The sequence below is a fragment of the Mucilaginibacter terrae genome, from assembly GCF_031951985.1.
Taxonomy (GTDB): Bacteria; Bacteroidota; Bacteroidia; order Sphingobacteriales; family Sphingobacteriaceae; genus Mucilaginibacter; species Mucilaginibacter terrae_A.
This window is the reverse complement of record NZ_JAVLVU010000001.1, coordinates 919,844-943,225: the sequence shown is the minus strand read 5'-3', so window position 1 is coordinate 943,225 and position 23,382 is coordinate 919,844. Positions and strand designations below refer to the sequence as shown.

The following is a 23,382-nucleotide window of genomic DNA, read 5'->3' as shown; positions in this document are numbered from 1 at the left end:
AAAAGCTACTTTTGTACCATGGCTACCCATGAAATTTATATGCAGCGCTGCATCCAATTGGCTGCCTTAGGCGCTGGCAATGTTAGTCCAAACCCTATGGTGGGTGCCGTAATTGTACATAACAACCGTATTGTAGGCGAGGGGTATCACCAGCAATATGGCAAGGCGCATGCCGAGGTAGATGCTATAAATGATATATTTAAAAACTTTACCAATGCTGATGTATTGCTCAAACAATCAGTAATTTATATTTCATTAGAACCATGTGCGCACTACGGCAAAACCCCGCCATGTGCCGACCTCATTATCAAGAACCAAATACCCAAAGTAGTAGTGGGCTGCCGCGACCCGTTTGCACAGGTAGATGGTAAAGGCATGGAAAAATTGCAACAGGCAGGCATTGAAGTAATAACCGGAATACTCGAACAGGAGTGTCGCGATTTAAACAAACGCTTTTTTACCCGGGTACAAAAGCAACGCCCCTACATCATACTCAAATGGGCGCAAACTGCCAATGGCTATTTTGCGCCAAAGGATGGTTCGCAACACTGGATAACCGGCCCCGAATCGCGCAAACTGGTGCATAAATGGCGTGCCGAAGAAGATGCTATATTTGTGGGCAAAAACACCGCCCGCGTAGATAATCCGCAACTGAATACAAGGCTGTGGCCGGGCAAATCTCCTAAAAGAGTGGTGATCGATAGAAACCTTGAGTTGAGCCAGGATATGCATGTATTTGATAACTCGGTTGAAACGTTAGTGTTCAATGCCATAAAAACCGACTTTGTAGGCAAAGTAAAGTACATTGCTTTGGAAGATTTTGACCGCTTTGTGCCTCAATACATCATGTTCCAGTTGTATTTGCAGGATATACAATCGGTTATTATTGAAGGCGGCGCCCATACACTAAATAGTTTTATTACCGAAGGTTTGTGGGACGAAGCCCGTATATTTACCGGTAAAACTTTGCTGGCCGATGGCATTAAAGCCCCGGTATGCTTCGGCAACAAAACCGAACATGCTATGGTAGGTGATGATAGCCTGCAAATTATCTTTAACCAATAAACCTCAATGTTATATATATTCCTTAGCGTATGCTGCAGTGTAACCGTGTCCATACTGTTAAAAATGGCACGACGTTACCAAATTAATGTAGTACAGGCCATCACCTGGAATTATTCTATTGCAGCATTGCTTACCTGGATATTCCTGAAACCACAGCCCGAAAGCATTACACATCCGCCCTTAAATTTGTACCTGTTGCTGGGTGTACTGCTACCATTGGTATTTTACATTATGGCCGAGGCGGTTAAAGGTGCAGGTATAGTACGTACGGATGTTGCACAGCGCTTATCCCTGCTTATATCGCTTAGTGCAGCATTTTTAGTATTTGGCGATAAACTGAACCTGTTTAAAAGCATTGGTATTGTAACCGGCTTTGCCGCTATTTTTTGCCTTATACCATGGCAAACCAAACATGTGGTTTCAAATAACAATAAAAACACCTGGTTATACCTGCTGGGTGTGTTTTTAGGCTTTGGCGTGATTGATATTTTGTTTAAGCAAATGGCCCAAAGTAAAACTGCGCCTTACAGTGCGTCATTATTCGTGGTTTATGTGGCGGCTTTTATAGTGTCGGTTTTAGGTACGCTATACCAAATTAAGTTCAAAAAGAAACGTTTTCTGTTTCGTCATATTTTTTTTGGATGGATATTGGGTATATTCAATTTTGGCAATATCCTGTTCTACCTTAAAGCTCATCAAAGTTTATCCAAAGACCCATCAACCGTATTTACAGCCATGAATATTGGTGTTATAACCGGCGGTACACTTATTGGACTGTTAATTTTTAAAGAAAAGCTGAGTATATTGCATAAGGTAGGCATAGGGCTTGCAGTTGCGGCTATACTTCTTATTGCTTACTCTACAAAGTTTTAGTTTATGCTTTTTGATGATACCTACCTAACGGTTAAACAACCGGCCGAAGCCGTATTTGCCGACCGTGGGAGTAAATTTATTGCGTTTGTTTACCCCATACAGGCCGAGGCAGATATTAAGCCCCTGGTTAGCCATTTAAAGGTCTTGCACCCCAAAGCCAATCACCATTGCTGGGCCATGCGCCTTAGTCCCGACCGTTCCATATTTAAGGTAAATGATGATGGTGAGCCATCGGGTACGGCAGGGCGGCCAATCTTAAATGTGTTGCTATCAAAAGATGTCACCAACGTTTTAGTTGTTGTGGTGCGTTACTTTGGTGGCAAATTGTTGGGTGTACCGGGTTTGATCAACGCTTATAAATCGGCAGCCGAAATGGGAATTGCTGCCGCCGGTGTTACCGAAAAAATCATCAGCGATGTGTACAAGATCGAGTTTGATTACCTGCAGATGAACGAGGTGATGAAAATTATTAAGGAAGAGGGTGTAAGTATTATTCAACAGCAATCAGATAATCGTTGTGTTTATGAAATTTCGATACGAAAAGTTAAAGTGAATCAAACAATTGGTAAGTTGGGTGGTATTATTAATACACGAGTTGAATTTCTTTTCAGTAGCTAAAAAACATTAATATTAGCGGATTATTTCTGCAAATAGGCTAAGTATTAGGTTTAACTTGAAAAATACATTTACATCTATCTAACCTAACAAAAATCATGAACGCGCAACCAATCGGAATCTATCTCGAAAATGAGAGCAGGTTCGAATTCGATTTTGTGAAACACTTGCTAAAAATTAAGTTTTTTAAGGAAACACAGCCAGCAGGCACTATTGTATCTCCGTTCCGTTTAATAAAAAACGAGAACGATGCCTATTACTTACTTATACACAATTACGATCGTAGCGGTGAGCGAAAAATCATGATCGAGTCTATCGACCAAAACGAGTTGGTCATTAATCATGACAATACTTCGTATAAGCTTAAAAAAGTAGCTTAACGTTTTTACGATATTTTTTCTTTTAGTGATTTTTAGCAGAGGGCCATGTACTTGCATTGCCCTTTTTTATGCCTTTTTGCGCCGTTTTTTGTACCTTGGGCATGTATGCAATCTTTTGAAATTGATAAGTCGGACCTGTTGCGGGTAAAGGCAGCGCTTGAGGGCGATGATGCTACTTTGCAAGAGGTTCTGCAACAGTATCATAGCTCGGAGATTGCCATCATTTTCGAGAAGCTCGAACCTGAAGAGCGCGAACGCATTATCAATATCCTTCCAACTGATGAAGCCTCCAGTGTAATATCAGAAATGGATGAGGAGCATCATCCGGCCGAATTATTGGTTAATCTTACGCCCGAAAAACGTTCGGAAATTGTAGAAGAACTGGATTATGATGATGCTACCGACTTAATTTCGCAACTTGATGAAGAGGATCAAAAGGAAATTCTGGATGATATAGATCAGGAAGACGCCACCAACATTCGTGCCCTGTTAAGTTACGACGAAGACACGGCCGGCGGGTTGATGAATACCGAATTAATTAAGGTAAACATTAATCACACCAAAAATGAGGCGTTGGAGGAAATCATCAGCCAATCAGAAGAAATGGAGGAATTTTATACCCTCTATGCTGTTAATGATGATGATGAATTGGTTGGCATACTTTCGATTAAAGACCTCATAAAGGCCAAAAAGCAGGTTAGGGTAGAGGAGTTGGTAAACAAAGATTTTGTTTATGTAAAAGCCGACCTTGATCAGGAAGAGGTAGCTAAATTAATATCGCAATATAATATAACCAGTATACCCGTTGTAAACGATGGAATGAAGTTACTGGGCCGCATTACGGTGGATGACATCATCGACGTAATGGAGGAGGAGAACACCGAGGACATCCTGAAAATTTCGGGTGTATCAGAAGATGAGGAACTTGCCGGTGGCTGGCGCGATGCGGTGAAAAGCCGTTTGCCCTGGCTGGTAATTAACCTGGCCACCGCATTTTTGGCGGCATCAGTCATCAGGGCTTATGATGATACTTTAGATAAACTACCTATTATTAAAGCTTATATTACCATTATTGCGGGCATGGGCGGAAACGCGGCCACACAGGCATTGGCCGTAACGGTAAGGCGTATATCGTTAAGTAATTTGAATGATAAGCAAGCTTATGTAACCGTAACCAAAGAGTTTTTGGTAGGCTTAACCAATGGTGCAGTAAATGGCATTATTGTAAGTATGGTTGCTGTTTGGTATGATGCCAACCCGCTATTGGGTCTCGTTTTGTTTTTTGCCATGACGGGCAACGTAATTGTGGCCGCCCTTACCGGGGCTACCGTGCCTATGCTTTTGAAGCGTGTGGGCATAGACCCGGCCGTGGCATCATCTATAATTATTACCACTTTTACCGATTGTATAGGATTTTTATTGCCGCTATGGTTGGCAACAAAGCTTTTATTATAAATTTGTCACTTTAAATTTCAAACGCTTATGACTGAAGTGAGACACGACTGGACCAAAGAAGAAATTTCTGAAATATATAATACCCCGCTGCTCGATCTGATTTATCGCGCAGCAACCGTTCACCGCGAAAATAAAGATTACGCCGAAGTACAGATCAGCTCGCTTATTTCGGTTAAAACCGGCGGTTGCCCCGAGGATTGCGCTTATTGCCCTCAAGCTGCCCGTTACCAAACCGGAGTGAACGTGCATGCCATATTACCTAAAGAAGAAGTGGTTGCCGCTGCCCAAAAAGCAAAAGCCGGTGGTGCATCACGCTTATGTATGGGTGCCGCCTGGCGCGAAGTGCGCGACAATCGCGACTTTGACAAGGTTATTGAAATGGTACAAGCCGTTAACGAACTGGATATGGAAGTTTGCTGTACCCTGGGTATGCTTACCGAAAGCCAGGCTCAACGTTTGGCCGATGCCGGTTTGTATGCCTATAACCACAACCTCGATACTTCCGAAGATGATTACAAACGCATTATCACCACCCGTACTTTTGACGACCGCCTGAAAACCATCGATAATGTGCGTAAAGCAAAGATTTCGGTGTGTAGTGGTGGCATAATAGGTTTGGGCGAAACGGTAGAAGATCGTATTTCGATGCTTAAAACATTGTCTAACATGGCTCAACATCCCGAGTCGGTACCTGTGAATGCACTGGTTCCGGTAGAGGGTACACCATTAGCCGATCAGCCCCGTGTTTCGGTTTGGGATATGGTGCGGATGATTGCCACTGCCCGCATTGTAATGCCGCGCACCGTAGTGCGTTTATCAGCCGGTCGTACCGAAATGAGCACTGTTGAGCAGGCCTTGTGCTTTATGGCAGGTGCCAGCTCTATCTTCGCAGGCGAAAAACTGTTGACTACACCAAATCCTTCATTTGATGAGGATGTGGCTATGTTTGAGCTATTAGGCTTAACTCCGCGCAAAGCTTTCAAAAACGGTCGCCCTCATCAGGCTAAAAAAGTTGAAGAGACTGTAGAAGCTTAAGCTTACAATTCCATATAGAAATGTCATTCCGAACGATAGTGAGGGATGGCATTTTTTTTAATGACATCTCTGTTATTGCAAGAAATAGTGTTTAAGCCGCTCGGCGAGCGCTCATTTGCCGCGCGGGCTGTTACTTTGGCATAGCCCCAAAGTAACCAAAATGCCTATTCATCGCAAACCCTTCCACCACACAGGCAGCTCCTGGCCGGGTGCGCTGAATGCCCCACGCTCCCCTAAAGACGATGTCTATTAATATTACTATAAATAATTTTGCAAATTCAGATTCAGATGATTTCCGTCACCTCCCAGCTTCGGGGCGAAAGACGGGCAGCACTGATGGCCAGTGCGTCAGGGAAGGGCCTCTTAGATTTTGCTGAATCATAGGGCAAGCGCGAGCGAAGCAGGGCAAAAGATAAAAAGTCCGTGGTGCTGCCCGGCTTTGCAGCGGTGGCCCGGTGCGACAAACGAAGCATTGCGGAGGTGTCCGCCTTAGGCGGATTGGTTCTTTTTATCAAGAAAAAGAACAAAGAGCCCCCGCGGCTCAGAAGCGGTAGATAAGCGAAAAGCTAAATAACTTTGCTTCTCCAAAATACTTTTGTAAAAAAGATTTTGTACCTCGCTATAACGCCATGATTGAATGATTAAAACCAAAACACTTTGCGCTTCCTTGTAATATAATATCTTTGCACACCTATATATAATTGCACTCATGACGGCTCAACAAATACGCCAGGCTTTCCTGGATTTCTTTGCTTCTAAAGGACATACCATTGTACCATCGGCACCTATTGTGGTTAAAAACGACCCTACGCTGATGTTCACCAACGCGGGTATGAACCAGTTTAAAGACATTTTTTTGGGCGAAGCCGAGCCTAAATCACCACGCGTGGCCGATACCCAGCGCTGTTTGCGCGTATCGGGCAAGCATAACGATTTGGAAGAAGTAGGGGTTGATACCTACCACCACACCATGTTTGAGATGCTGGGCAACTGGAGCTTTGGCGATTACTTTAAAAAAGAAGCCATTGACTGGAGCTGGGAACTGCTGACCGGCGTTTACAAACTGGACAAAGACCGCCTGTACGTAACCTATTTTGAGGGCGACGAAAAAGAAGGCCTGGCCAAAGACCAGGAAGCCTACGACTTTTGGAAACAATACGTAGCCGAAGACCATATTTTACCCGGTAACAAAAAGGATAATTTTTGGGAAATGGGCGAAACCGGTCCCTGCGGACCATGTTCGGAAATACACTTTGACGGAAGGAGCGATGAAGAAAGAGCGAAGGTTTCGGGGGCTGAGTTAGTTAATAATGACGACCCGAACGTTATCGAGATCTGGAATAACGTATTTATGCAGTTCAACCGTTTAAAAGACGGCTCGTTGCAGCCATTGCCTAATAAGCATGTGGACACAGGTATGGGTTTCGAACGTTTGGTGCGCGTGCTGCAAGGCAAAACTTCGAATTATGATACGGATGTGTTTATGCCGTTGATTCAGTTTATATCTGAAAAGAGTGGTAAAACCTACCATCCCGAAGCAACACCTGAAAGCGGTTCTGCTTGGAGCGAAGCCGTAGCCATGCGCGTGATGGCCGATCATATCCGCGCCATTAGTTTTGCCATTGCCGATGGTCAGTTACCTTCAAATAACAAAGCAGGTTATGTTATTCGTCGTATTTTGCGTCGTGCGGTACGTTATTCTTATCAATATTTGGGTTTCAAAGAACCTTTCTTAAATCAACTGGTGCCATTATTGGCCAATCAGTTTGAGGGCGTATTTAATGAGTTGTACAGCCAAAAGGATTTTGTGCAAAAAGTGGTTCTGGAGGAGGAGCTTGCTTTCTTAAGAACATTAGAAAGGGGAATTAAGTATTTTGAAGGAAGGGCAGCATTAGAAGATGCATATAATGAAGTAACAGGTAAATCAATACCAAAAAGAATCAAAGGTGAGGCGGCATTTGAATTATATGATACATTCGGTTTTCCGTTAGATTTAACTGAATTAATGGCACGTGAAAGGGGCTGGACAGTAAACATTGAAACCTTTAATGAAGAACTTCAAAAACAAAAAGACCGCTCACGTGCTGCAACCGCTATAGATACCGGCGATTGGATAGTCCTAAAAGACAACGACAGCGTTGAATTTACCGGTTACGATGAAATTGAAACCATTGCCCACGTGGTTAAATACCGCAAGGTAACGGCCAAAGGCAAGGAGCAGTACCAACTGGTGCTGGATAAAACCCCGTTCTATGCCGAAAGTGGTGGTCAGGTTGGCGATACCGGCGATCTGATCTTCCCGGATGGGGAGATTGTGAAGGTGACCGATACCAAGAAAGAGAACGGCTTGATCGTGCATTTTACCGATGTGCTGCCGGAGTCTGTTGATGATGCTTTGACCGCTTATGTAGATGGCGGGCGCCGTTTGAGTATTGAGGGCAACCACTCGGCCACGCATTTATTACATGCGGCCATGAAACAGGTGCTGGGTAGCCACGTTAACCAAAAAGGTTCGTTAGTGAATGCCGATTACCTGCGTTTCGATTTTTCGCATTTCAGCAAAGTTACCGATGATGAGATAGCACAGATTGAACTGATCGTTAACGAGAAAATTCGCGAAAACATCGGCCTTAAAGAGGAGCGTAGCGTAGCCTACGCCGAAGCCATTACCAGCGGCGTAACCGCCCTGTTTGGCGAAAAGTATGGTGAGTATGTGCGCGTAATTACGTTCGATGATGATTTTTCGAAAGAGCTTTGTGGTGGTACGCACGTAAAAGCTACCGGGCAAATCGCTTTCTTCAAAATTACTGCCGAAAGCGCCGTAGCTGCCGGTGTGCGCCGTATTGAAGCCATCACAGGTGTAGCGGTTGAGAAATATGTGCATGAGCAAACGGTACTGGTTCAGCAGTTAAAAGAGCTGTTAAAGAACCCGAAAGATATTGCCAAAAGCATAGAAAGCCTGTTAGAAGAAAATACCCGCCTGAAAAAGGAAATTGAGAAATCGGTACTCGAAAAAGCATCGGGCCTAAAAACCGAGCTTACTGCCAAAGCCGAAAACATTAACGGTATTAACTTTATTGCCCAAAAAGTAGCCCTGCCCAACGCCGAAGCCATTAAAGCCCTGGCTTACCAGTTAAAAGATATCGTGGCCGATCTGTACCTCGTACTGGTGGCCGATATTGACGGCAAACCCAACATTACCGTGATGATTGCCGAAAACCTGGTGAAAGACAAAGGCCTTAACGCAGGCAACATTGTACGCGAGCTGGCCAAAGAAGTACAAGGCGGTGGCGGCGGTCAGCCGTTTTTTGCTACCGCAGGTGGTAAAGATGTAAGTGGGTTAGACCGTGTGCTGGAAAAAGCGCGTGGGTTTATAGGATAATTCATCTACCAACGATAAACTAACCGTCATGCCGAATTTATTTTGGTATCTCACAAGCAAGGTTGCAAGCCCTGCAAAAGGGATGCTGAAACAAGTTCAGCATGGCGGTTTTATTGCTTTTCAACCTTCTTCCAATCCTTGTTATAAAGCGACTTTAATTGGCTTTTAAGACTCTCGGAGACTATTTCAACTGGTGTTGCCGACTTGTCGATCTCATACTCAAATATCGAAACCTCATCCTTTTCGTCGAAATCTTTGTCGTGTGTGGTATCTTTAATTACGGTCATCAAAATTTTATTGGATGCCTTTATGTATTCCCAATGTGTTACATCACAACCCATGGGCGATACCTGCATAAAATTATTGCCTTGCTTATCTGTTATAAATAAATACTGGGGATCATCGTTGCTGAGTACTTTGTCGGCATTAAAATCATCAGTAATAACTGAAAAGAAAAGATGTCTATCGGTCGATCGGGTGTCGTCGCTAAACTCACTAATCAAAACTTTTTTGTCGGTAAGTAAATGCTGCTCACGGCTGCGGCTATTATAAAATATAATGTTCCAGTAATTTGTAGAACCACCACTACTACTATAACCCGGTATTTTATCATCACGATCATTTTCACTATCAAGCGTTAATGGAATCATTAATACGCCCGACGAGTCTATTTCCGAAATACTGCCGGTTTTTACATCAGGTGAACTTGCCACAGTATCAATTGCAGCATCGGGTGATTGTTTAGGCTGGTCGCTTTTGTTTTTACCACAAGCAACGATCATCATTATACAAGCAGCTATTGTGATATTTTTAAGCATGGTTTTGCATTGAGTTGTTGTGCTCGAAATATAAGCAAGTTTTAAATATATTAAACAAAGCATCAATCACATCCTAAATTCTATTAATTATTTAATTCTGAAAATTCTGATTCAGACCGCAGTTTGCGTTAGGGATTGCAGCGGAAAGCCCACAGTGCAGCGGAGCGAAACGAGGACTTGCAGCATAAAGCCCGGGCCGGAGGCAACGCCCATGTTTTGTTGATTAAATTACTAATGGATTTAATGAATCATTAGCTCGTCACTTCGAAAAGATTTCTCCTTCGTCGAAATGACATTGGCGGGTATAGCTTTGCCGGTAGGTAATTCTGCCAATTCAATCAATTCTTAAAATTCCTGTTCGAATCAACCAATCAACCAATCAACCAATTGTTACAAACAAGTGATACGCCCCAACGCTCAAATTAGTACATTTGCCGTGTAAACATTTATACATGGATGCTGAACAACAACTAAGGGTATTACTCAATGATGCCCGTTTAGCTGAAGATCTGAAACATATCGCCCAAAAAGTATTAAACCGCGAGCGTATTACTTTTGATGAAGGCGTTACCTTATATGAAAAAGGCGAACTCAGCTACCTTGGCATATTGGCCAACTACATGCGCGAAAAGCGCCACGGTAATAAAACATACTTCAATCGTAACTTCCATATCGAGCCTACTAACTTGTGCGTGTACGATTGTAAATTTTGCTCATACTCGCGCTTAATAAAAGAGCGTAGCGAAGGGTGGGAGTACACCATGGACGAGATGCTCGACATTGTGAAAAAATACGACAACGAGCCGGTTACGGAGGTACACATTGTAGGCGGTGTATTGCCGCAGTACGATATGGCTTTTTACCAGGGGCTTTTCAGCGCTATTAAAGCTCACCGACCAGATTTGCACGTGAAGGCATTAACGCCGGTCGAATATCATTACATCTTCAAGAAAGCTAAGGTAGATTATGCCACTGGTATGCGCCTCATGAAGGAGTCTGGCCTGGAATCGATGCCGGGCGGTGGTGCCGAACTGTTTCACCCCGAGGTGCGCGATAAGATAGCTAAAGACAAATGTACCGGCGACCAATGGCTGCAAATTCACGAGGAATGGCACAAGCTGGGCATGCGTTCAAACGCTACCATGCTGTACGGCCATATTGAGGAGTACTGGCACCGGGTAGATCATATGGAGCAATTGCGCCAGTTGCAGGACCGTACCGGTGGTTTCCAAACGTTTATTCCGCTCAAGTTCCGTAACAAAGACAATCAAATGTCTAACGTGCCAGAAGTATCAGTAATTGAAGATTTGCGTAATTACGCTATCGCACGTATCTATTTAGATAATTTTGATCACATTAAGGCTTACTGGGCCATGATTAGCCGTACCACGGCACAGCTCTCCTTAAGCTTTGGGGTTGATGATATTGATGGTACGCTTGACGATACCACCAAAATATACTCAATGGCAGGAGCCGAGGAGCAACACCCCGGTATGAGCACTAAAGAGTTGGTTGAACTGATCAAAAACGTTGGCCGCCATCCCATTGAGCGCGATACCCTGTATAATGTGGTTACCGATTATATGGACTATGAATTTGCCGATGCACCTAAGCCACAGTTTTACAAACTGCCGGTTATCAATTAATATAAATGATTCAAAAAACGTTATACATTGTCCGCCATGGGCAAACTGATTTAAATAAGCAAGGTGTAGTACAGGGCCGCGGCATGAATACCGATTTAAATGCAGATGGCCGCGCACAGGCCAACATGTTTTTTGAGGCTTATAAAGATATTGCGTTTGATAAGATATATATATCTGAGTTGAAACGTACGCAGCAAAGCATACAGCAGTTTATTGATCTGGGCATTCCTTACCAAAAGCTTTCGGGGCTTGATGAGCTGGCCTGGGGAATACATGAAGGTGCGCCAAGTACACCCGAAACCAAAGCTGCATTTTTATATATGATGCGCGAATGGACTGCCGGTAACCTCGACGAAAAGTTTGAAAAAGGGGAGAGCCCCAACGAAGTACAGGCCCGACAAAAAGAGGCGATGGCTACCATTATGAGCCATCCCGAAGAAAAAACAGTGTTGATATGCATGCACGGTCGCGCCATGCGTTTGCTGCTGTGCCTGCTTACCGAAAAATCGCTTATTCATATGGACGAGTTTCCACACCAAAACCTGGTATTATACAAGGTTACTTATGATGGCAGCCGGTTTGAGATAGCCGAGTTTAACAACGCCATCCATTTACAAATTCATTAATTGTTCTTTTGGAAAAAATAAGAATATCGGCGGTTAGTTATACTAACACCAAACCCTTCCTTTACGGTATTCAGCATACCGATATTGTAAATAAGATTGATCTTAGCCTCGACATTCCTGCCGAGTGCGCTCAAAAACTCATAGATGATAAGGTTGATATTGGCTTGATTCCGGTTGCGGCTACCTTAAATTTACCTGAGTGGCATTTAGTTTCTGCCTATTGCATTGGGGCGGTAGGTGCGGTAAATTCGGTTTTTATATTTAGCAATTGTCCTATTGAGGAGGTGAAGGTGTTGCAGTTAGATCCGCAATCGCGCTCATCAAACAACCTGGCAAAGGTGCTGCTAAAAAACTACTGGAAGCTGCAACCACAAATGATTGTTGATGCTCATGATTACGGTGTGTTAACCGATGCCAACACTGCCTTTGTACAAATAGGCGATCGCACCTTTGGCAAAACCGGTAATTACACCTATGTATATGATTTGGCCGAAGAGTGGGGCAAATTTACCGGCCTCCCATTTACATTTGCCGCCTGGATAGCCAATAAGCCTATACCTCAAAGCTTTATTGATGAGTTTAACCAATCATTACAATATGGACTTGACCACCGTGAGGAGCTATTTACTGAAATGGAAATGCGGGAAGATTTTGATTTACGCGACTATTTGATGCATAAAATAGATTACCCGCTTACCGAGGCTAAAAAGGAGGCTTTGCAACTGTTTCTGAAACTGATAAAAGAATTATAGCATTGAAATATTGTCAATAGAAACGTATTTCCATTGACAATATAATTACAATTGTTTTATAAAATTAACAAATTGTAATTAATTGGTTATTGAAATCGGTTAAATTTTAAAATCATAAAATGTTTGATAGTATTTTATGAAATTGTTATAAAAGTTAAAATATATTTACCAAAATGATATTTGTGTTGTAAATTTGTTGCGGATTTAAAATTTAAGACAATTAATATTTACAACAACATGAAAAAGTTAACCTTACTAAGCGCATTATTCGCAATTTTAAGTTTAAGCGCTATAGCTGCCGATGGTGGCAAAAAAAATGACGACGTAAGCAAAGTATCATCTTATGTTATCCGTCAGTTCGAATCTGAGTTTTACAGTGCAAAAGATATTACCTGGACGGTAACTGAAGGTTTTGAAAAAGCAGACTTCACTGTTGATAACGTAAAAATGGCTGCTTACTTTGATACCAACGGCAAATATTTAGGTCATACCGAAGCTGTTACTTATAACGTATTGCCATCTCACGCTAAAAAACAAATTGCACGCGAGTACGAAGGCTACCACGTAAAAGAGTTGATCCGTTTTCAATATGCCGAAACTCCTTCATCAGCTTTAACCCGTTTAACTGCTATTAATGCATTTGATGATGAGGTTTATTTGTTAACCTTATACAAAGCCGATAAACAAGCTACGCTACGCATTACACCTTCTTCGGCAGTTGAATTGCTGAGCAAGAACTAAGAAATACCTATTACATTTTTCTTTAAAGCTGCGCCGCAAGGTGCGGCTTTTTTTGTTTTTATACCTACTCATATATAGTAGGTTATATAACCTCAAAGCAAAAAAAGCAAACAATATGGTTGTTTTTTGCCTTATTATTAAAACATATTTTCTCGAAACTAATTCTACATTATGCCGAAAACTATTATTGTTGCCAACCGCTTACCTGTTAAAATACAGGAAAATAACAACGAATTTAACCTCATGCCCAGCGAAGGCGGGCTTGCTACGGGGTTAGGGTCGGTTTATAAAACGGATAACAACATTTGGATAGGCTGGCCCGGACAAGTAATTGCCGATGAACGTAAAGATGAAGTAGCCGGGAAGCTAAAAGATTTAAGCCTTGTACCGGTATATCTTACACAGGAAGATGTACTGGAGTTTTATGAAGGTTTTTCTAACGACGTATTGTGGCCGGTATTTCATTACTATGCATCTACCTACACCACCTATAAACCATCAAACTGGGATTATTACCAAACGGTAAATCAAAAGTTTGCCGATGTTATTTTACAGCACTGCGAACCCGGCGACACCATTTGGATACATGATTACCAATTATTGTTGCTGCCCGCGCTTATACGCAAACAACGACCCGATATTTCTATTGGCTTTTTTTTACATATACCTTTTCCATCGCACGAAATGTACAGGCTTATACCTTGGCGTGCCGAGTTATTGCGGGGTATGTTAGGTGCCGATTTGATAGGCTTTCATACGTTTGATGATGTGCGCCACTTCCTGAGTTCGGTTAGCCGTATATTACCAACACCGGTTTCATCAAATGTTATTACCTGTGGCGAACGCTCCATCGTGGTAGAATCATTCCCGATGGGTATAGACGAGCAAAAATATGCCGGTTTAACGCGCTTGCCCGAGGTAATTGAACATGCAGATCAGATACGCGAGATCTATAAAAACAACAGGTTGATTTTGTCAATCGACAGGTTGGATTACAGCAAAGGTATTTTGCAGCGTTTGCAGGCTTTAGAGTTATTGTTAGAAGAGCACCCGGAATATGTAGGACAATTAACCTTATACATGGTGGTGGTGCCATCGCGAGATACCGTTCCGCAATACATGCACCTGCACGACCAGATCGATAAAAAGGTGGGCAACATTAACGCCAAATACCGCACCATCGACTGGACGCCGGTAAGCTACTATTATCGTTCGTTGAGTATCGAAACATTATCGGCATTGTACAGTGCTGCTGATGTTTGTTTAGTTAACCCTATGCGCGATGGCATGAACCTGGTAAGTAAAGAATATGTAGCCAGCCGTACCAATAATGATGGTGTGTTGGTGCTGAGCGAAATGGCCGGAGCATCGCGCGAGTTGATAGATGCAATTTTGGTTAACCCTAATAACGTTATACAAGTGAAGGATGCTATTATTGAGGCGCTGAACATGCCTTTAGAGGAGCAGCAGCGCCGCATGAAACAAATGCGCCAGCTGGTAGCTAAATTTAATGTAAATCATTGGGTGCAAATATTTATGGAACGTTTAAATGAAGTAAAGCTACTGCAGCGTTCCATGCAAACACGTCATGTACAATCATCTACCGCACAGTCAATCATCAACAGGTATCACAATACTTCAAAGCGCATAATATTTTTAGATTATGATGGTACCCTGGTTGATTTTAAACCCAATGTAGACCAGGCCAGTCCCGACCGGGAACTGTATACTTTGTTAGATCAACTCTCGGCCGACCCTAACAATCATGTTGTAATTATTAGTGGCCGTAAGCATGAAAATCTGGGTAACTGGTTTGCCGACCGTAATATATATTTAGTAGCAGAGCACGGTGCCTGGTTTAAACAGCAAAGCATGGAATGGCACAAAATAAATGGCTTGTCAACTTCGTGGAAAAAGGATATTCAGTTGGTGCTCGAAAAGTTTGTAGACCGTACACCCGGCTCGTTCATCGAAGAAAAAACTTACTCACTGGTGTGGCATTACCGCAAAGCTCAGCGTGGTTTGGGAGAGCTGCGGGCCAACGAACTGATGAATACCCTCAAGTTTTTAGCCACTGATAAAGGTTTACAACTGCTACCGGGCGATAAGGTGGTAGAGGTTAAAAACATGGAAATAAACAAAGGCAAAGCCGCTCTAAGCGTAGTGCAGCAAACTGATTATGATTTTATAATGGCCTTGGGTGATGACTTTACAGACGAAGACCTTTTCCGTTCATTGCCCGAAAGCTCGGTTACTATAAAGGTGGGTACAGGCGCTTCGGTAGCTAAGTTTTATGTACGTAACCCTAAAGAGGTGAGGGGATTACTACGCTCATTAACTGTGGGTGAGCCTGTATATTAGCAGTTTTTTGCTTAAATAATTAATAGCCCGATAATTATACCTACCTTGCGTGCTTATTATAATATAATGCAAAAAGAAGGAACAGTAAAGTTTTTCAATACCGAAAAAGGTTTTGGATTCATCACACAAGCTGACAATGGCAGCGACGTATTTGTACACACAACCGGTCTTATTGACCAGGTTCGCGAAAATGACAATGTAACATTTGAAGTTGAAGAAGGCCGTAAAGGTCCTAACGCGGTAAACGTAAAATTAGTTTAACTCACTATATAAGTCGTTAAAAAACAAAAGCACCTGCCATTACGGTAGGTGCTTTTTGCGTTTACAGGGGACACTTATTAAAAAACTCCTTTAAGAAATAGCTTGCGTATCATTGTTTTTAATATTCTCCACAGATAGCTTGCCATTGCCTTCAATTAAGAAACAAGCTAAACCTGCCAGTACCGCGCATGATAACCAAAACTCGGCGTAAGGCCTAAAAATGTGCTGAGACAGGTTTACAAATAAAACTGCTACAATTAATATAGGCAGGTTTAACAAACAAAACATACGCGTGTGCGAACCTATGGCAATAAAGAAACCGCCAATAACGTGCAGCATAATTATTGCATGTGCAATAATGCTTAATGATAATGCCGTAGGAAACCTGCTTTGCGCCATTAACGCTGTAAAGGCATGCAGATTAAGCGCAAATGATACGCCCTTCCAAATAAGTACTATGCCTAAAGCTATGCGAAATAAATCTAACCATATAGGATGATTTTTGTCACCCCATAATTGGATGCGGGATATTAACTTCATAATGTTTATAATTGGTAGTACTAATCTAAGTGATTTTATAAAAAAATTGTTGCAAAAATTAAGCACAGGTATTGCCAATAATATATTTTTTGATGAGATGTATTGCAAAGAGCCTCGCTTTTATATTATCAACGGTGTTAAACAAAATCGTACAGGTAACGAGAGTGTTACCGGCTGTAAATAAACCATATACACCAAATAATTAATTTTGAGAAAAGCCAATTACCATTATGAGCCAGATAGACAAAAACGACATTAAACAGGAAGTATTTGATTTGTATGATGACTATGCGCATAACCGTTTAGACAGGCGGGGATTTATGCAGAAATTATCGCTCTACGCCGTTGGCGGGTTAACCGTGCCGTCGCTCATGAGTTTCCTTATGCCCAATTATGAAACCACGCTGCAAATTAAGCCCGACGATACAAGACTTAAATCAGAATACATTAAATATCCATCGCCTAAGGGTGGAGGAGACATTAAAGGCCTGCTATCAAAACCGGCTGATGCTAAAAAGAAATTAGGCGGAGTAATAGTTGTACACGAAAACCGCGGACTTAACCCTTACATAGAAGATGTAGGCCGCCGCGCAGCCTTGGCTGGTTTTATATCGTTGGCACCCGATGCGCTTACGCCACTGGGCGGTTACCCGGGTAATGATGATGAAGGCCGTATCATGCAATCCAAACGCGACAAAGGCGAAATGGAACAGAATTTCATCGATGCCTATACTTATCTTAAAAACCACAAAGACTGTAATGGTAAAGTAGGGGTAGTGGGCTTTTGCTATGGCGGAGGTATTTCAAACATGATGGCCGTGCGTGTGCCTGATTTGGCTGCAGCCGTTCCCTTTTACGGCAGCCAACCGGCGGTTGAGGATGTTCCTAAAATAAATGCGCCGTTAATGCTGCATTATGCCTCGCTCGATACACGCATAACCGCAGGTTGGCCGGCGTATGAAGCGGCTTTAAAGGCCAATAACAAAAAATATCAGGCCTTTATTTACGAAGGTGCCAACCACGGTTTTCATAACGATACCACACCAAGGTATGATAAAGCCGCCGCCGAACTGGCCTGGAAACGCACCATTGATTTCTTTGCCGAAAATCTGAAATAATAAAAATAAAGAAAATTTCTTGATTTTAAAAAATAGCTGTATACTTGCGCTATGAGAACAACAACAATACAAATGCAATTACCGCAACCGAACTATCGGAGGTGAATGGGTATGTATTGAAAAAAATATAGCATTATTCAGAATCCTCTTAGTTAGCTCTAAGGGGATTTTTTGTTTTTAATAGAATTTCAGGGTAGTATATCAATTGGTTAGATTATCCGACAGCTGTCGGATATGCAGGGGGGCTGGTTCGAGTTAACCTGTGATAATCAACCGGAACGTTAGCTCAATTTGTAAGAGCGGCACCCTTATACGGTGATGGCTAAAGGTTCAAGTCCTTTACATTCTACAATAATTTTCCTGTGGTGCAAAGGTAGCACGTCTGATTTTGGTTCAGAAGATCGTGGTTCGAATCCATGCAGGAAAACAAATTATTTTGATTGGCAGTCCGCCAATGATAAGCTATACTAACTGCTTTATAAGCGGGTAGGGGATATTATGAAAAATAAAGAAATTTCTGTGTTTTAATTTGCTGCTGGTATGCTGAAGCAAAATGTTGAGCCGTTACCAAATTCACTTTCAACCCATATTTTACCATCATGGCGGGTAACAATTTCGGCACAAAGGTAAAGGCCTATGCCAAAACCACTGATTGAACGCATGTGCTCACCTTTTACCCGGTAATAGCGATCAAACAATCGTTGCTGATCGTCGGGCTTAACACCCATGCCCTGGTCTTTTACAAATATTTTTACCTGGCCGTTATTTACTGCACAATCAACATTTATTGCACTGCCTTGCGGCGAGTACTTAATTGCATTGCTAATTAAATTATTAATTACCTGTCCAATTTTATCACGGTCTGCTACAACTTCAACATCAGGCACAGGAGCAAAAATTATATCATGGCTGTTGGTGGTTGCTACATACTCTTCTTCAATGTCTTTTAACAGTGAGGCCATATCAAAGCATTGCTTATCAATATGAATTTTGCCCGATTCAAACCTCGACACATTGAGGAATCCATTGATCATTACCGTCATTTTCCTGATCTGGTTGGCTACCTTATCCAATGCGCCGCCGGTAAAACTATCCTCATTACGTACAGCCCTGCCCTGCAGCATTTGTATATAGGCATTCACTGATGTTAACGGAGTTTTCAACTCATGGCTAACCATGCCTATAAAGTCGTTTTTGCGTTGTTCATCCTGCTTACGCTCTGTAATATCCAGCAGCATACCATTGAGGCTAACCGGTCTGTTTACTGCATCAAAAGTAGTTTTACCCTTTGCCTTAACTATGCGCGGAAACTGAGTTACAGGGTTTATTATGGTATATTCAATATCGTAAACACCGCCATATTCGGGGTTTAATGCATCGGTAATAGCCTTTGTTACCCGCTCCCGGTCTTCATCGGCAATCACATTTATGGCAATATCAAGGTGTATAAATTCATCGGTACCTACACCAAACCATTTCTTCAGTATATCATTGCCGGTAAACTGGTTGCTCTGCGGGTCGTAATAAAATGCGCCCAGTTCGCCAGCATCAATAGCCAGGTTAAACATTTCCTGTATGCGGTGCGCCTCTTCGCGCTGCTTAACCGCCTCGGTAATATCTTCCAAAACTATCAATACACCATAAATAGCACCCGAAGCGTCTCTTAATGCCTCGTATACGGAATTTACGATGGCCTGACGCAAGCCGTCTCCATGCCGCAGCATCACTTTAAATTCGCGGTTAACCTGCCGTTGGCCTGTACTGTACACCTTATCGAGCCAGTCAAATACAGGTTGTCCTTCTAACTCGGGGCGGGCAGTGCGGTGCGGTTTATTAATGATGTCCTCACGTTTACGTCCCCATATATTTAATATAGCTTCGTTGGCAATTTCAATTACATGGTTGGGGCCGCGCAATACGCACATGCCTACGGGGGCTTGTTCAAGCACGTCGCGCAGGCGGTTCTGGCTTTCTAATAATAAACTATTAGAGTTGAGTAGTTGTGCCTGGGTATCGGCCAATTCTTCGTTGGTAGCACGTAACTCTTCGTTAATTGATGCCTGCTCTTCGTTTATGGCCGAAAGCTCTTCGTTAGCATCCTGTAATTTGATTTCGCTTTCCTCAAGCTCAATGCGTGCTGTTATTTCATCAGTTAAATCAGTAACAGTGCCTATAAAACGCTTTGGCTTATCCTGCTCATCAAAATGTACCTGCCCAACGGCATGCACCCAGCGTATAAGTCCGTCATCAACACCAACAGTACGGTATTTTACGTTGTAACGGCCACCTGTAAGCGCTTTATTAAAAGCATTGTTTACCGCTTGCACGGTTTGCTCGCGATCATCTGGATGTAGTCCGTTTACAAAATCTGATGAGTAAGTAACCAACTGCTTGGCCGAAACGCCAAATAGCTCCTTACAACGTTCATCCCAAACCAAATGATCGTTGGGTACATCAAGGTCAAATAAACCTACGCCACCAGCTTGTTTGGCCATGGCCAACTGCTCTAACGCAGTTTTGTTTTCTTGAGTGATAACCGATAGCTCTTCATTCAGCGAGCGAAGCTCTTCATTACCTGCCGTTAATTCTTCAGTTAACTGCTGCTCGTTTTCAAAGCGTTCCTGAATTTTGTTCCAATCTTTTAGCTTTTGGGTAACATCTGTTGCCGTGTGCAGTAAACAATAGGTTTTACCCTCTGTATTTATTATCGCTCTATATTCAAAATCAAAATAAGAAGTAGTAAGCTGGCCGTTAATAACTAATTGTGCAGCAGTGCTTTTTGCTATATAGGTTTCGCCGGTGCACCATACGTTTTTAAGTAATTCAGTAAAGGGCTGGCCAATAATTTCGGGAATAGCTTGTTCAAAGGTTTTACCAATAACGCTTCGGTCTTTACCCCAAATATTTAGCATGGCATCATTTACAAAGCGTATATGCAGATCTTCGCTATCATAAATGGCAGTAGCCTGATTTGATTGTATCAGCACATCAATAAGTGCGCTATCTGTAATTGTAGAACGGGTAATGTCAGTCATCAAGAGGTAGAAGCGTAAACAAACAGCAAAAATAAAATCATTTTCTTACTACCAAAATTATCAGGTGTTAAAACATACGGTTTGTAAAAGTATTTTAAAGTAAACGGTATTTTATACAACTTAAAAAGCCGCCTCATTATTAAAAAGGCGGCTTTTAAAAGCTATTTTGGTGTGATTAAAATCTGTAGGCTATTGAAAGGCGATAATTGCGTGGGGCATCGGCCTGCCAGTAGTAGGCTTGCAAATAAGCGTAATACGAACCACTGTAAGTAAACTTGTTTAGAATGTTAAAGGCATTTGCGGTTATGCGCATTTTGCTGCCTTCCCAAAATAACCCACCGTCGAGTTTGGCATAATCAGGCAAACGTTGCAAGCCTACACTCCAGGTATCGGTTTGGCGGCCGGCCAGGTAAGTTGTACCTGCCGATATACCTGTACCTCTTAATACGCCGCCCTGCAATTTATAAGTTAACCAGGCATTAGCCACGTGTTTGGCATAACCCGGTACTACGGCACCAACCTCAATGGTTGAAGGCGCATCGCCAACCTTGGTTACTTTCGAATCGGTTAAGGCATAGTTAGCGGTGAGGTTTAAGCCGGGTAAAATTTCGCCGCGTAAATCAAACTCCAAGCCTTGAGCGCGTTTTTGACCCAATAAAAAGCTTACCGGGTTTTGTGGTGTGCTACTTACATCGGCAGCGGCTTCGTTGTTTTTGAGTATGCGGTATACTGCAAATGTGGTGTTCCACTTTCCATCAGCCCAATCACGTTTTAAGCCAAACTCCAGGTTGTTGCCGGTTAATGGTTTTACAGTGCCGCCATTAATTAAACGGGCACCAGCCTGCGGCGTAAAGGCCTGGTCGTACAAACCGTAAAAAGAGGTTTGATCATCAACAGATACGCTTAAACCTACACGCGGGGTAAAGTGTTTGGCGCTTACGGTAGCTCCAAAATCCGAATTTTGCACATAGGTATATCTGCCGGCAAGGGTTAACCTTATTTTGTTTTCAAAAAAGCCCAGTTCATCCTGTATATATAAACTGGTATAGCGCGAATTTATTAAACCAAACCCGGCGGCAGCACGTGCTTCCAGGTTCAAAGTGCGATCAAAAGTTGGGTACCCGTTTGCCGGATTATTAAGGCTGAATTGAGCAGGGTCGTTAGGGTTAAATGGATTGGCCTTGGTATCTAACGATTTGGTTTGAGCATAATCGGCCACGTATTTTTTGTCGGCCATGTCAATCCCACCTAAAATTTTATGTACCACGCTTCCGGTTACCACTTTACCATTAATGAATGCCTGGGCTAATGATAAATTACTTTCGGCTTCCCAAATGCCGGCGGTACGCACATAGCGGCCATCAGCAAATACGGTATCGGCCCACATAGAGGTACCATTTTGCGAATATATGTAACGGGCAGCCTGTGCGGTTAAGCGCCAGTTATTACTCAATTGGTGCTGTAAGTTAATGGTAAAACTATGATCGTTAATTATGGTTGGCTGCAAACCCGACGGCAGCTGCGTAGCATTTTGCGGCAAGGAAGCATAACCTTTTTTGCTGAAAAGATAGTACGAGCCAACGTCAGACATTTTTGCACGTTGATAATTGTACTCGAAAGTAACCTTGGTTTTGTCATCAACCTGGTACGAAATTACCGGGGCAATAGCATAACGGTCGTTAAACTCATTTGGGCGAAACGAGCCCTTGTTTTGTGCCGAAACATTTAAACGGTATAGTAAGCGGCCATCTTTGTTTAGTTTGCCATCAAGGTCTAAAGTGGCACGGTTTAAGTTAAAACTGCCGGTGGTAAAGCTCACCTCACCCTTGGTTTGGCCGGTTGGCTTCTTGGTCACCACGTTGTACAGGCCGCTTGGATCGCCGTTTGACAGCATGAAACCTGCCGGACCTTTTACAAACTCAATATGATCAACAAAGCTCATATCTTCGGTTAGCGGCCCCCAGTACGAGCTAACTACATTAAAGCCGTTACGAAAAGCCTGAACCTGCGAACCACGCATGGTAATATTAGTATATAAATCGCCCCAGTGCTCTAAGCGTACAGCACCGCTCACGTTACGTATCAAGCCATCGCTCATGCTGATGATTTGCTGCTCGCGAAGTGATTGATTGGAGATAACCTGCACGTTTTGGGGTACCTGTAACAAGGGCTCTTGCAAACGTAAAGATTGTGAAGGGTTATCCATCTTTACGCTGTTGGTGCGGGCGTTTACCCTAACTTCTTGCAATTGAGAGGTATTAAGATCAAGGTTGAAGTTTATTATGGTATTTTGCCCGGCAGCTATGCTTACCTCTTTCTCCTGCGAAACAATATTGATGGCAGCAACAGTTACCGTGTAAGTACCCGGCTTAATACGGCCAATACGAAAATGGCCCTTATCATTAGTTGAGGTGCCATGCGAAGTTCCTTTTAATACAATACTTACAAAAGCTACGGGGCTACCATCGGTAGCTGTTACTACGCCACTCATGCTGCCCGCTTGCTGGGCATAAACTGCCGTAAGCGAGGTGAATAAAATTAAGATAAGTAAGATTTTTTTCATGTTATTTTTAATCATTCTAAATAAAGGCCGAAGTAACATGAAAAATCTATAATAATCAAATTATTTATAATTAATCTAAATAAAAGCTATTGAAGGTATTTGATAGTAAGATTTAT

General features: G+C 42.6%; 18 protein-coding genes and 1 tRNA gene. 15 read left to right on the top strand and 4 right to left on the bottom strand.

What is annotated here, in order from left to right; all coding sequences use genetic code 11:
- Positions 1-18 precede the first annotated feature (18 nt).
- The 7 genes from ribD to alaS all read left to right on the top strand — a co-directional run bounded on the left by ribD (position 19) and on the right by alaS (position 8,805).
- A complete protein-coding gene (gene ribD / locus QE417_RS03965; RefSeq protein WP_311947650.1) occupies positions 19-1,065 on the top strand; it encodes a bifunctional diaminohydroxyphosphoribosylaminopyrimidine deaminase/5-amino-6-(5-phosphoribosylamino)uracil reductase RibD in 1,047 nt (348 codons plus the stop codon).
- A 6-nt stretch (positions 1,066-1,071) separates the two neighbouring features.
- Complete coding sequence (locus QE417_RS03960; protein WP_311947648.1) at positions 1,072-1,938, top strand: EamA family transporter; 867 nt, start codon at positions 1,072-1,074, stop codon at positions 1,936-1,938.
- Positions 1,939-1,941: 3 nt separating this feature from the next.
- Positions 1,942-2,556 (top strand): IMPACT family protein, encoded by a 615-nt coding sequence (locus QE417_RS03955; RefSeq protein ID WP_311947647.1) that lies wholly within the window; start codon positions 1,942-1,944, stop codon positions 2,554-2,556.
- 95 nt (positions 2,557-2,651) lie between these two features.
- A complete protein-coding gene (locus QE417_RS03950; RefSeq protein ID WP_311947645.1) occupies positions 2,652-2,933 on the top strand; it encodes a hypothetical protein in 282 nt (93 codons plus the stop codon).
- Between the two features lie 105 nt (positions 2,934-3,038).
- Positions 3,039-4,388 (top strand): magnesium transporter, encoded by a 1,350-nt coding sequence (gene mgtE / locus QE417_RS03945; RefSeq protein ID WP_311947644.1) that lies wholly within the window; start codon positions 3,039-3,041, stop codon positions 4,386-4,388.
- Positions 4,389-4,415: 27 nt separating this feature from the next.
- The gene (gene bioB / locus QE417_RS03940; protein ID WP_311947643.1) at positions 4,416-5,423 is read left to right on the top strand and encodes a biotin synthase BioB; all 1,008 of its coding nucleotides are present in this window, start codon (positions 4,416-4,418) and stop codon (positions 5,421-5,423) included.
- A 709-nt stretch (positions 5,424-6,132) separates the two neighbouring features.
- A complete protein-coding gene (alaS, locus tag QE417_RS03935) occupies positions 6,133-8,805 on the top strand; it encodes an alanine--tRNA ligase (RefSeq protein WP_311947642.1) in 2,673 nt (890 codons plus the stop codon).
- A 110-nt stretch (positions 8,806-8,915) separates the two neighbouring features.
- On the opposite strand, the gene QE417_RS03930 is transcribed toward alaS, so the two are convergent.
- Entirely contained in the window at positions 8,916-9,623 is a 708-nt protein-coding gene (locus tag QE417_RS03930) for a hypothetical protein (protein WP_311947641.1), read from the bottom strand.
- Positions 9,624-10,075: 452 nt separating this feature from the next.
- Between QE417_RS03930 and mqnE the strand changes: the two genes are divergently transcribed.
- From mqnE to QE417_RS03900, 6 genes are all read left to right on the top strand, one after another.
- Entirely contained in the window at positions 10,076-11,269 is a 1,194-nt protein-coding gene (gene mqnE / locus QE417_RS03925; protein WP_311947639.1) for an aminofutalosine synthase MqnE, read from the top strand.
- A 5-nt stretch (positions 11,270-11,274) separates the two neighbouring features.
- Positions 11,275-11,895 carry a histidine phosphatase family protein gene (locus QE417_RS03920; RefSeq protein ID WP_311947638.1) on the top strand — a complete coding sequence of 207 codons (621 nt, stop codon included), beginning with the start codon at positions 11,275-11,277 and terminating at the stop codon, positions 11,893-11,895.
- Between the two features lie 8 nt (positions 11,896-11,903).
- Positions 11,904-12,647: a menaquinone biosynthetic enzyme MqnA/MqnD family protein gene (locus QE417_RS03915; protein WP_311947636.1), complete on the top strand. Its 744-nt coding sequence runs from the start codon at positions 11,904-11,906 to the stop codon at positions 12,645-12,647.
- A 237-nt stretch (positions 12,648-12,884) separates the two neighbouring features.
- Positions 12,885-13,388: a hypothetical protein gene (locus tag QE417_RS03910; protein WP_311947634.1), complete on the top strand. Its 504-nt coding sequence runs from the start codon at positions 12,885-12,887 to the stop codon at positions 13,386-13,388.
- Positions 13,389-13,559: 171 nt separating this feature from the next.
- Positions 13,560-15,749 (top strand): bifunctional alpha,alpha-trehalose-phosphate synthase (UDP-forming)/trehalose-phosphatase, encoded by a 2,190-nt coding sequence (locus QE417_RS03905; RefSeq protein ID WP_311947633.1) that lies wholly within the window; start codon positions 13,560-13,562, stop codon positions 15,747-15,749.
- Between the two features lie 66 nt (positions 15,750-15,815).
- Positions 15,816-16,010 carry a cold-shock protein gene (locus tag QE417_RS03900; RefSeq protein ID WP_311947632.1) on the top strand — a complete coding sequence of 65 codons (195 nt, stop codon included), beginning with the start codon at positions 15,816-15,818 and terminating at the stop codon, positions 16,008-16,010.
- A gap of 90 nt (positions 16,011-16,100) precedes the next feature.
- Here QE417_RS03900 and QE417_RS03895 read toward each other — a convergent pair whose 3' ends face one another.
- Positions 16,101-16,550, bottom strand: coding sequence for a DoxX family protein (locus QE417_RS03895; RefSeq protein ID WP_311947630.1), 450 nt, complete (start codon positions 16,548-16,550; stop codon positions 16,101-16,103).
- A gap of 230 nt (positions 16,551-16,780) precedes the next feature.
- On the opposite strand from QE417_RS03895, the gene QE417_RS03890 reads away from it, so the two are divergent.
- Both QE417_RS03890 and QE417_RS03885 read left to right on the top strand, forming a co-directional pair.
- Positions 16,781-17,668 (top strand): dienelactone hydrolase family protein, encoded by an 888-nt coding sequence (locus QE417_RS03890; protein ID WP_311947629.1) that lies wholly within the window; start codon positions 16,781-16,783, stop codon positions 17,666-17,668.
- A 275-nt stretch (positions 17,669-17,943) separates the two neighbouring features.
- Positions 17,944-18,017 (top strand) — tRNA-Ile (locus QE417_RS03885).
- Positions 18,018-18,192: 175 nt separating this feature from the next.
- On the opposite strand, the gene QE417_RS03880 is transcribed toward QE417_RS03885, so the two are convergent.
- Positions 18,193-20,703, bottom strand: coding sequence for a PAS domain-containing protein (locus QE417_RS03880; RefSeq protein WP_311947628.1), 2,511 nt, complete (start codon positions 20,701-20,703; stop codon positions 18,193-18,195).
- A 175-nt stretch (positions 20,704-20,878) separates the two neighbouring features.
- Complete coding sequence (locus QE417_RS03875; protein WP_311947627.1) at positions 20,879-23,266, bottom strand: TonB-dependent receptor; 2,388 nt, start codon at positions 23,264-23,266, stop codon at positions 20,879-20,881.
- Positions 23,267-23,382: the final 116 nt, after the last annotated feature.

Bases quoted from the DNA above. Each gene is read 5' to 3' on its own strand.
- ribD (WP_311947650.1), top strand. From the start codon at position 19: ATGGCTACCCATGAAATTTATATGCAGCGCTGCATCCAATTGGCTGCC.
- QE417_RS03960 (WP_311947648.1), top strand. From the start codon at position 1,072: ATGTTATATATATTCCTTAGCGTATGCTGCAGTGTAACCGTGTCCATA.
- QE417_RS03955 (WP_311947647.1), top strand. From the start codon at position 1,942: ATGCTTTTTGATGATACCTACCTAACGGTTAAACAACCGGCCGAAGCC.
- QE417_RS03950 (WP_311947645.1), top strand. From the start codon at position 2,652: ATGAACGCGCAACCAATCGGAATCTATCTCGAAAATGAGAGCAGGTTC.
- mgtE (WP_311947644.1), top strand. From the start codon at position 3,039: ATGCAATCTTTTGAAATTGATAAGTCGGACCTGTTGCGGGTAAAGGCA.
- bioB (WP_311947643.1), top strand. From the start codon at position 4,416: ATGACTGAAGTGAGACACGACTGGACCAAAGAAGAAATTTCTGAAATA.
- alaS (WP_311947642.1), top strand. From the start codon at position 6,133: ATGACGGCTCAACAAATACGCCAGGCTTTCCTGGATTTCTTTGCTTCT.
- QE417_RS03930 (WP_311947641.1), bottom strand. From the start codon at position 9,623: ATGCTTAAAAATATCACAATAGCTGCTTGTATAATGATGATCGTTGCT.
- mqnE (WP_311947639.1), top strand. From the start codon at position 10,076: ATGGATGCTGAACAACAACTAAGGGTATTACTCAATGATGCCCGTTTA.
- QE417_RS03920 (WP_311947638.1), top strand. From the start codon at position 11,275: ATGATTCAAAAAACGTTATACATTGTCCGCCATGGGCAAACTGATTTA.
- QE417_RS03910 (WP_311947634.1), top strand. From the start codon at position 12,885: ATGAAAAAGTTAACCTTACTAAGCGCATTATTCGCAATTTTAAGTTTA.
- QE417_RS03905 (WP_311947633.1), top strand. From the start codon at position 13,560: ATGCCGAAAACTATTATTGTTGCCAACCGCTTACCTGTTAAAATACAG.
- QE417_RS03900 (WP_311947632.1), top strand. From the start codon at position 15,816: ATGCAAAAAGAAGGAACAGTAAAGTTTTTCAATACCGAAAAAGGTTTT.
- QE417_RS03895 (WP_311947630.1), bottom strand. From the start codon at position 16,550: ATGAAGTTAATATCCCGCATCCAATTATGGGGTGACAAAAATCATCCT.
- QE417_RS03890 (WP_311947629.1), top strand. From the start codon at position 16,781: ATGAGCCAGATAGACAAAAACGACATTAAACAGGAAGTATTTGATTTG.
- QE417_RS03880 (WP_311947628.1), bottom strand. From the start codon at position 20,703: ATGACTGACATTACCCGTTCTACAATTACAGATAGCGCACTTATTGAT.
- QE417_RS03875 (WP_311947627.1), bottom strand. From the start codon at position 23,266: ATGAAAAAAATCTTACTTATCTTAATTTTATTCACCTCGCTTACGGCA.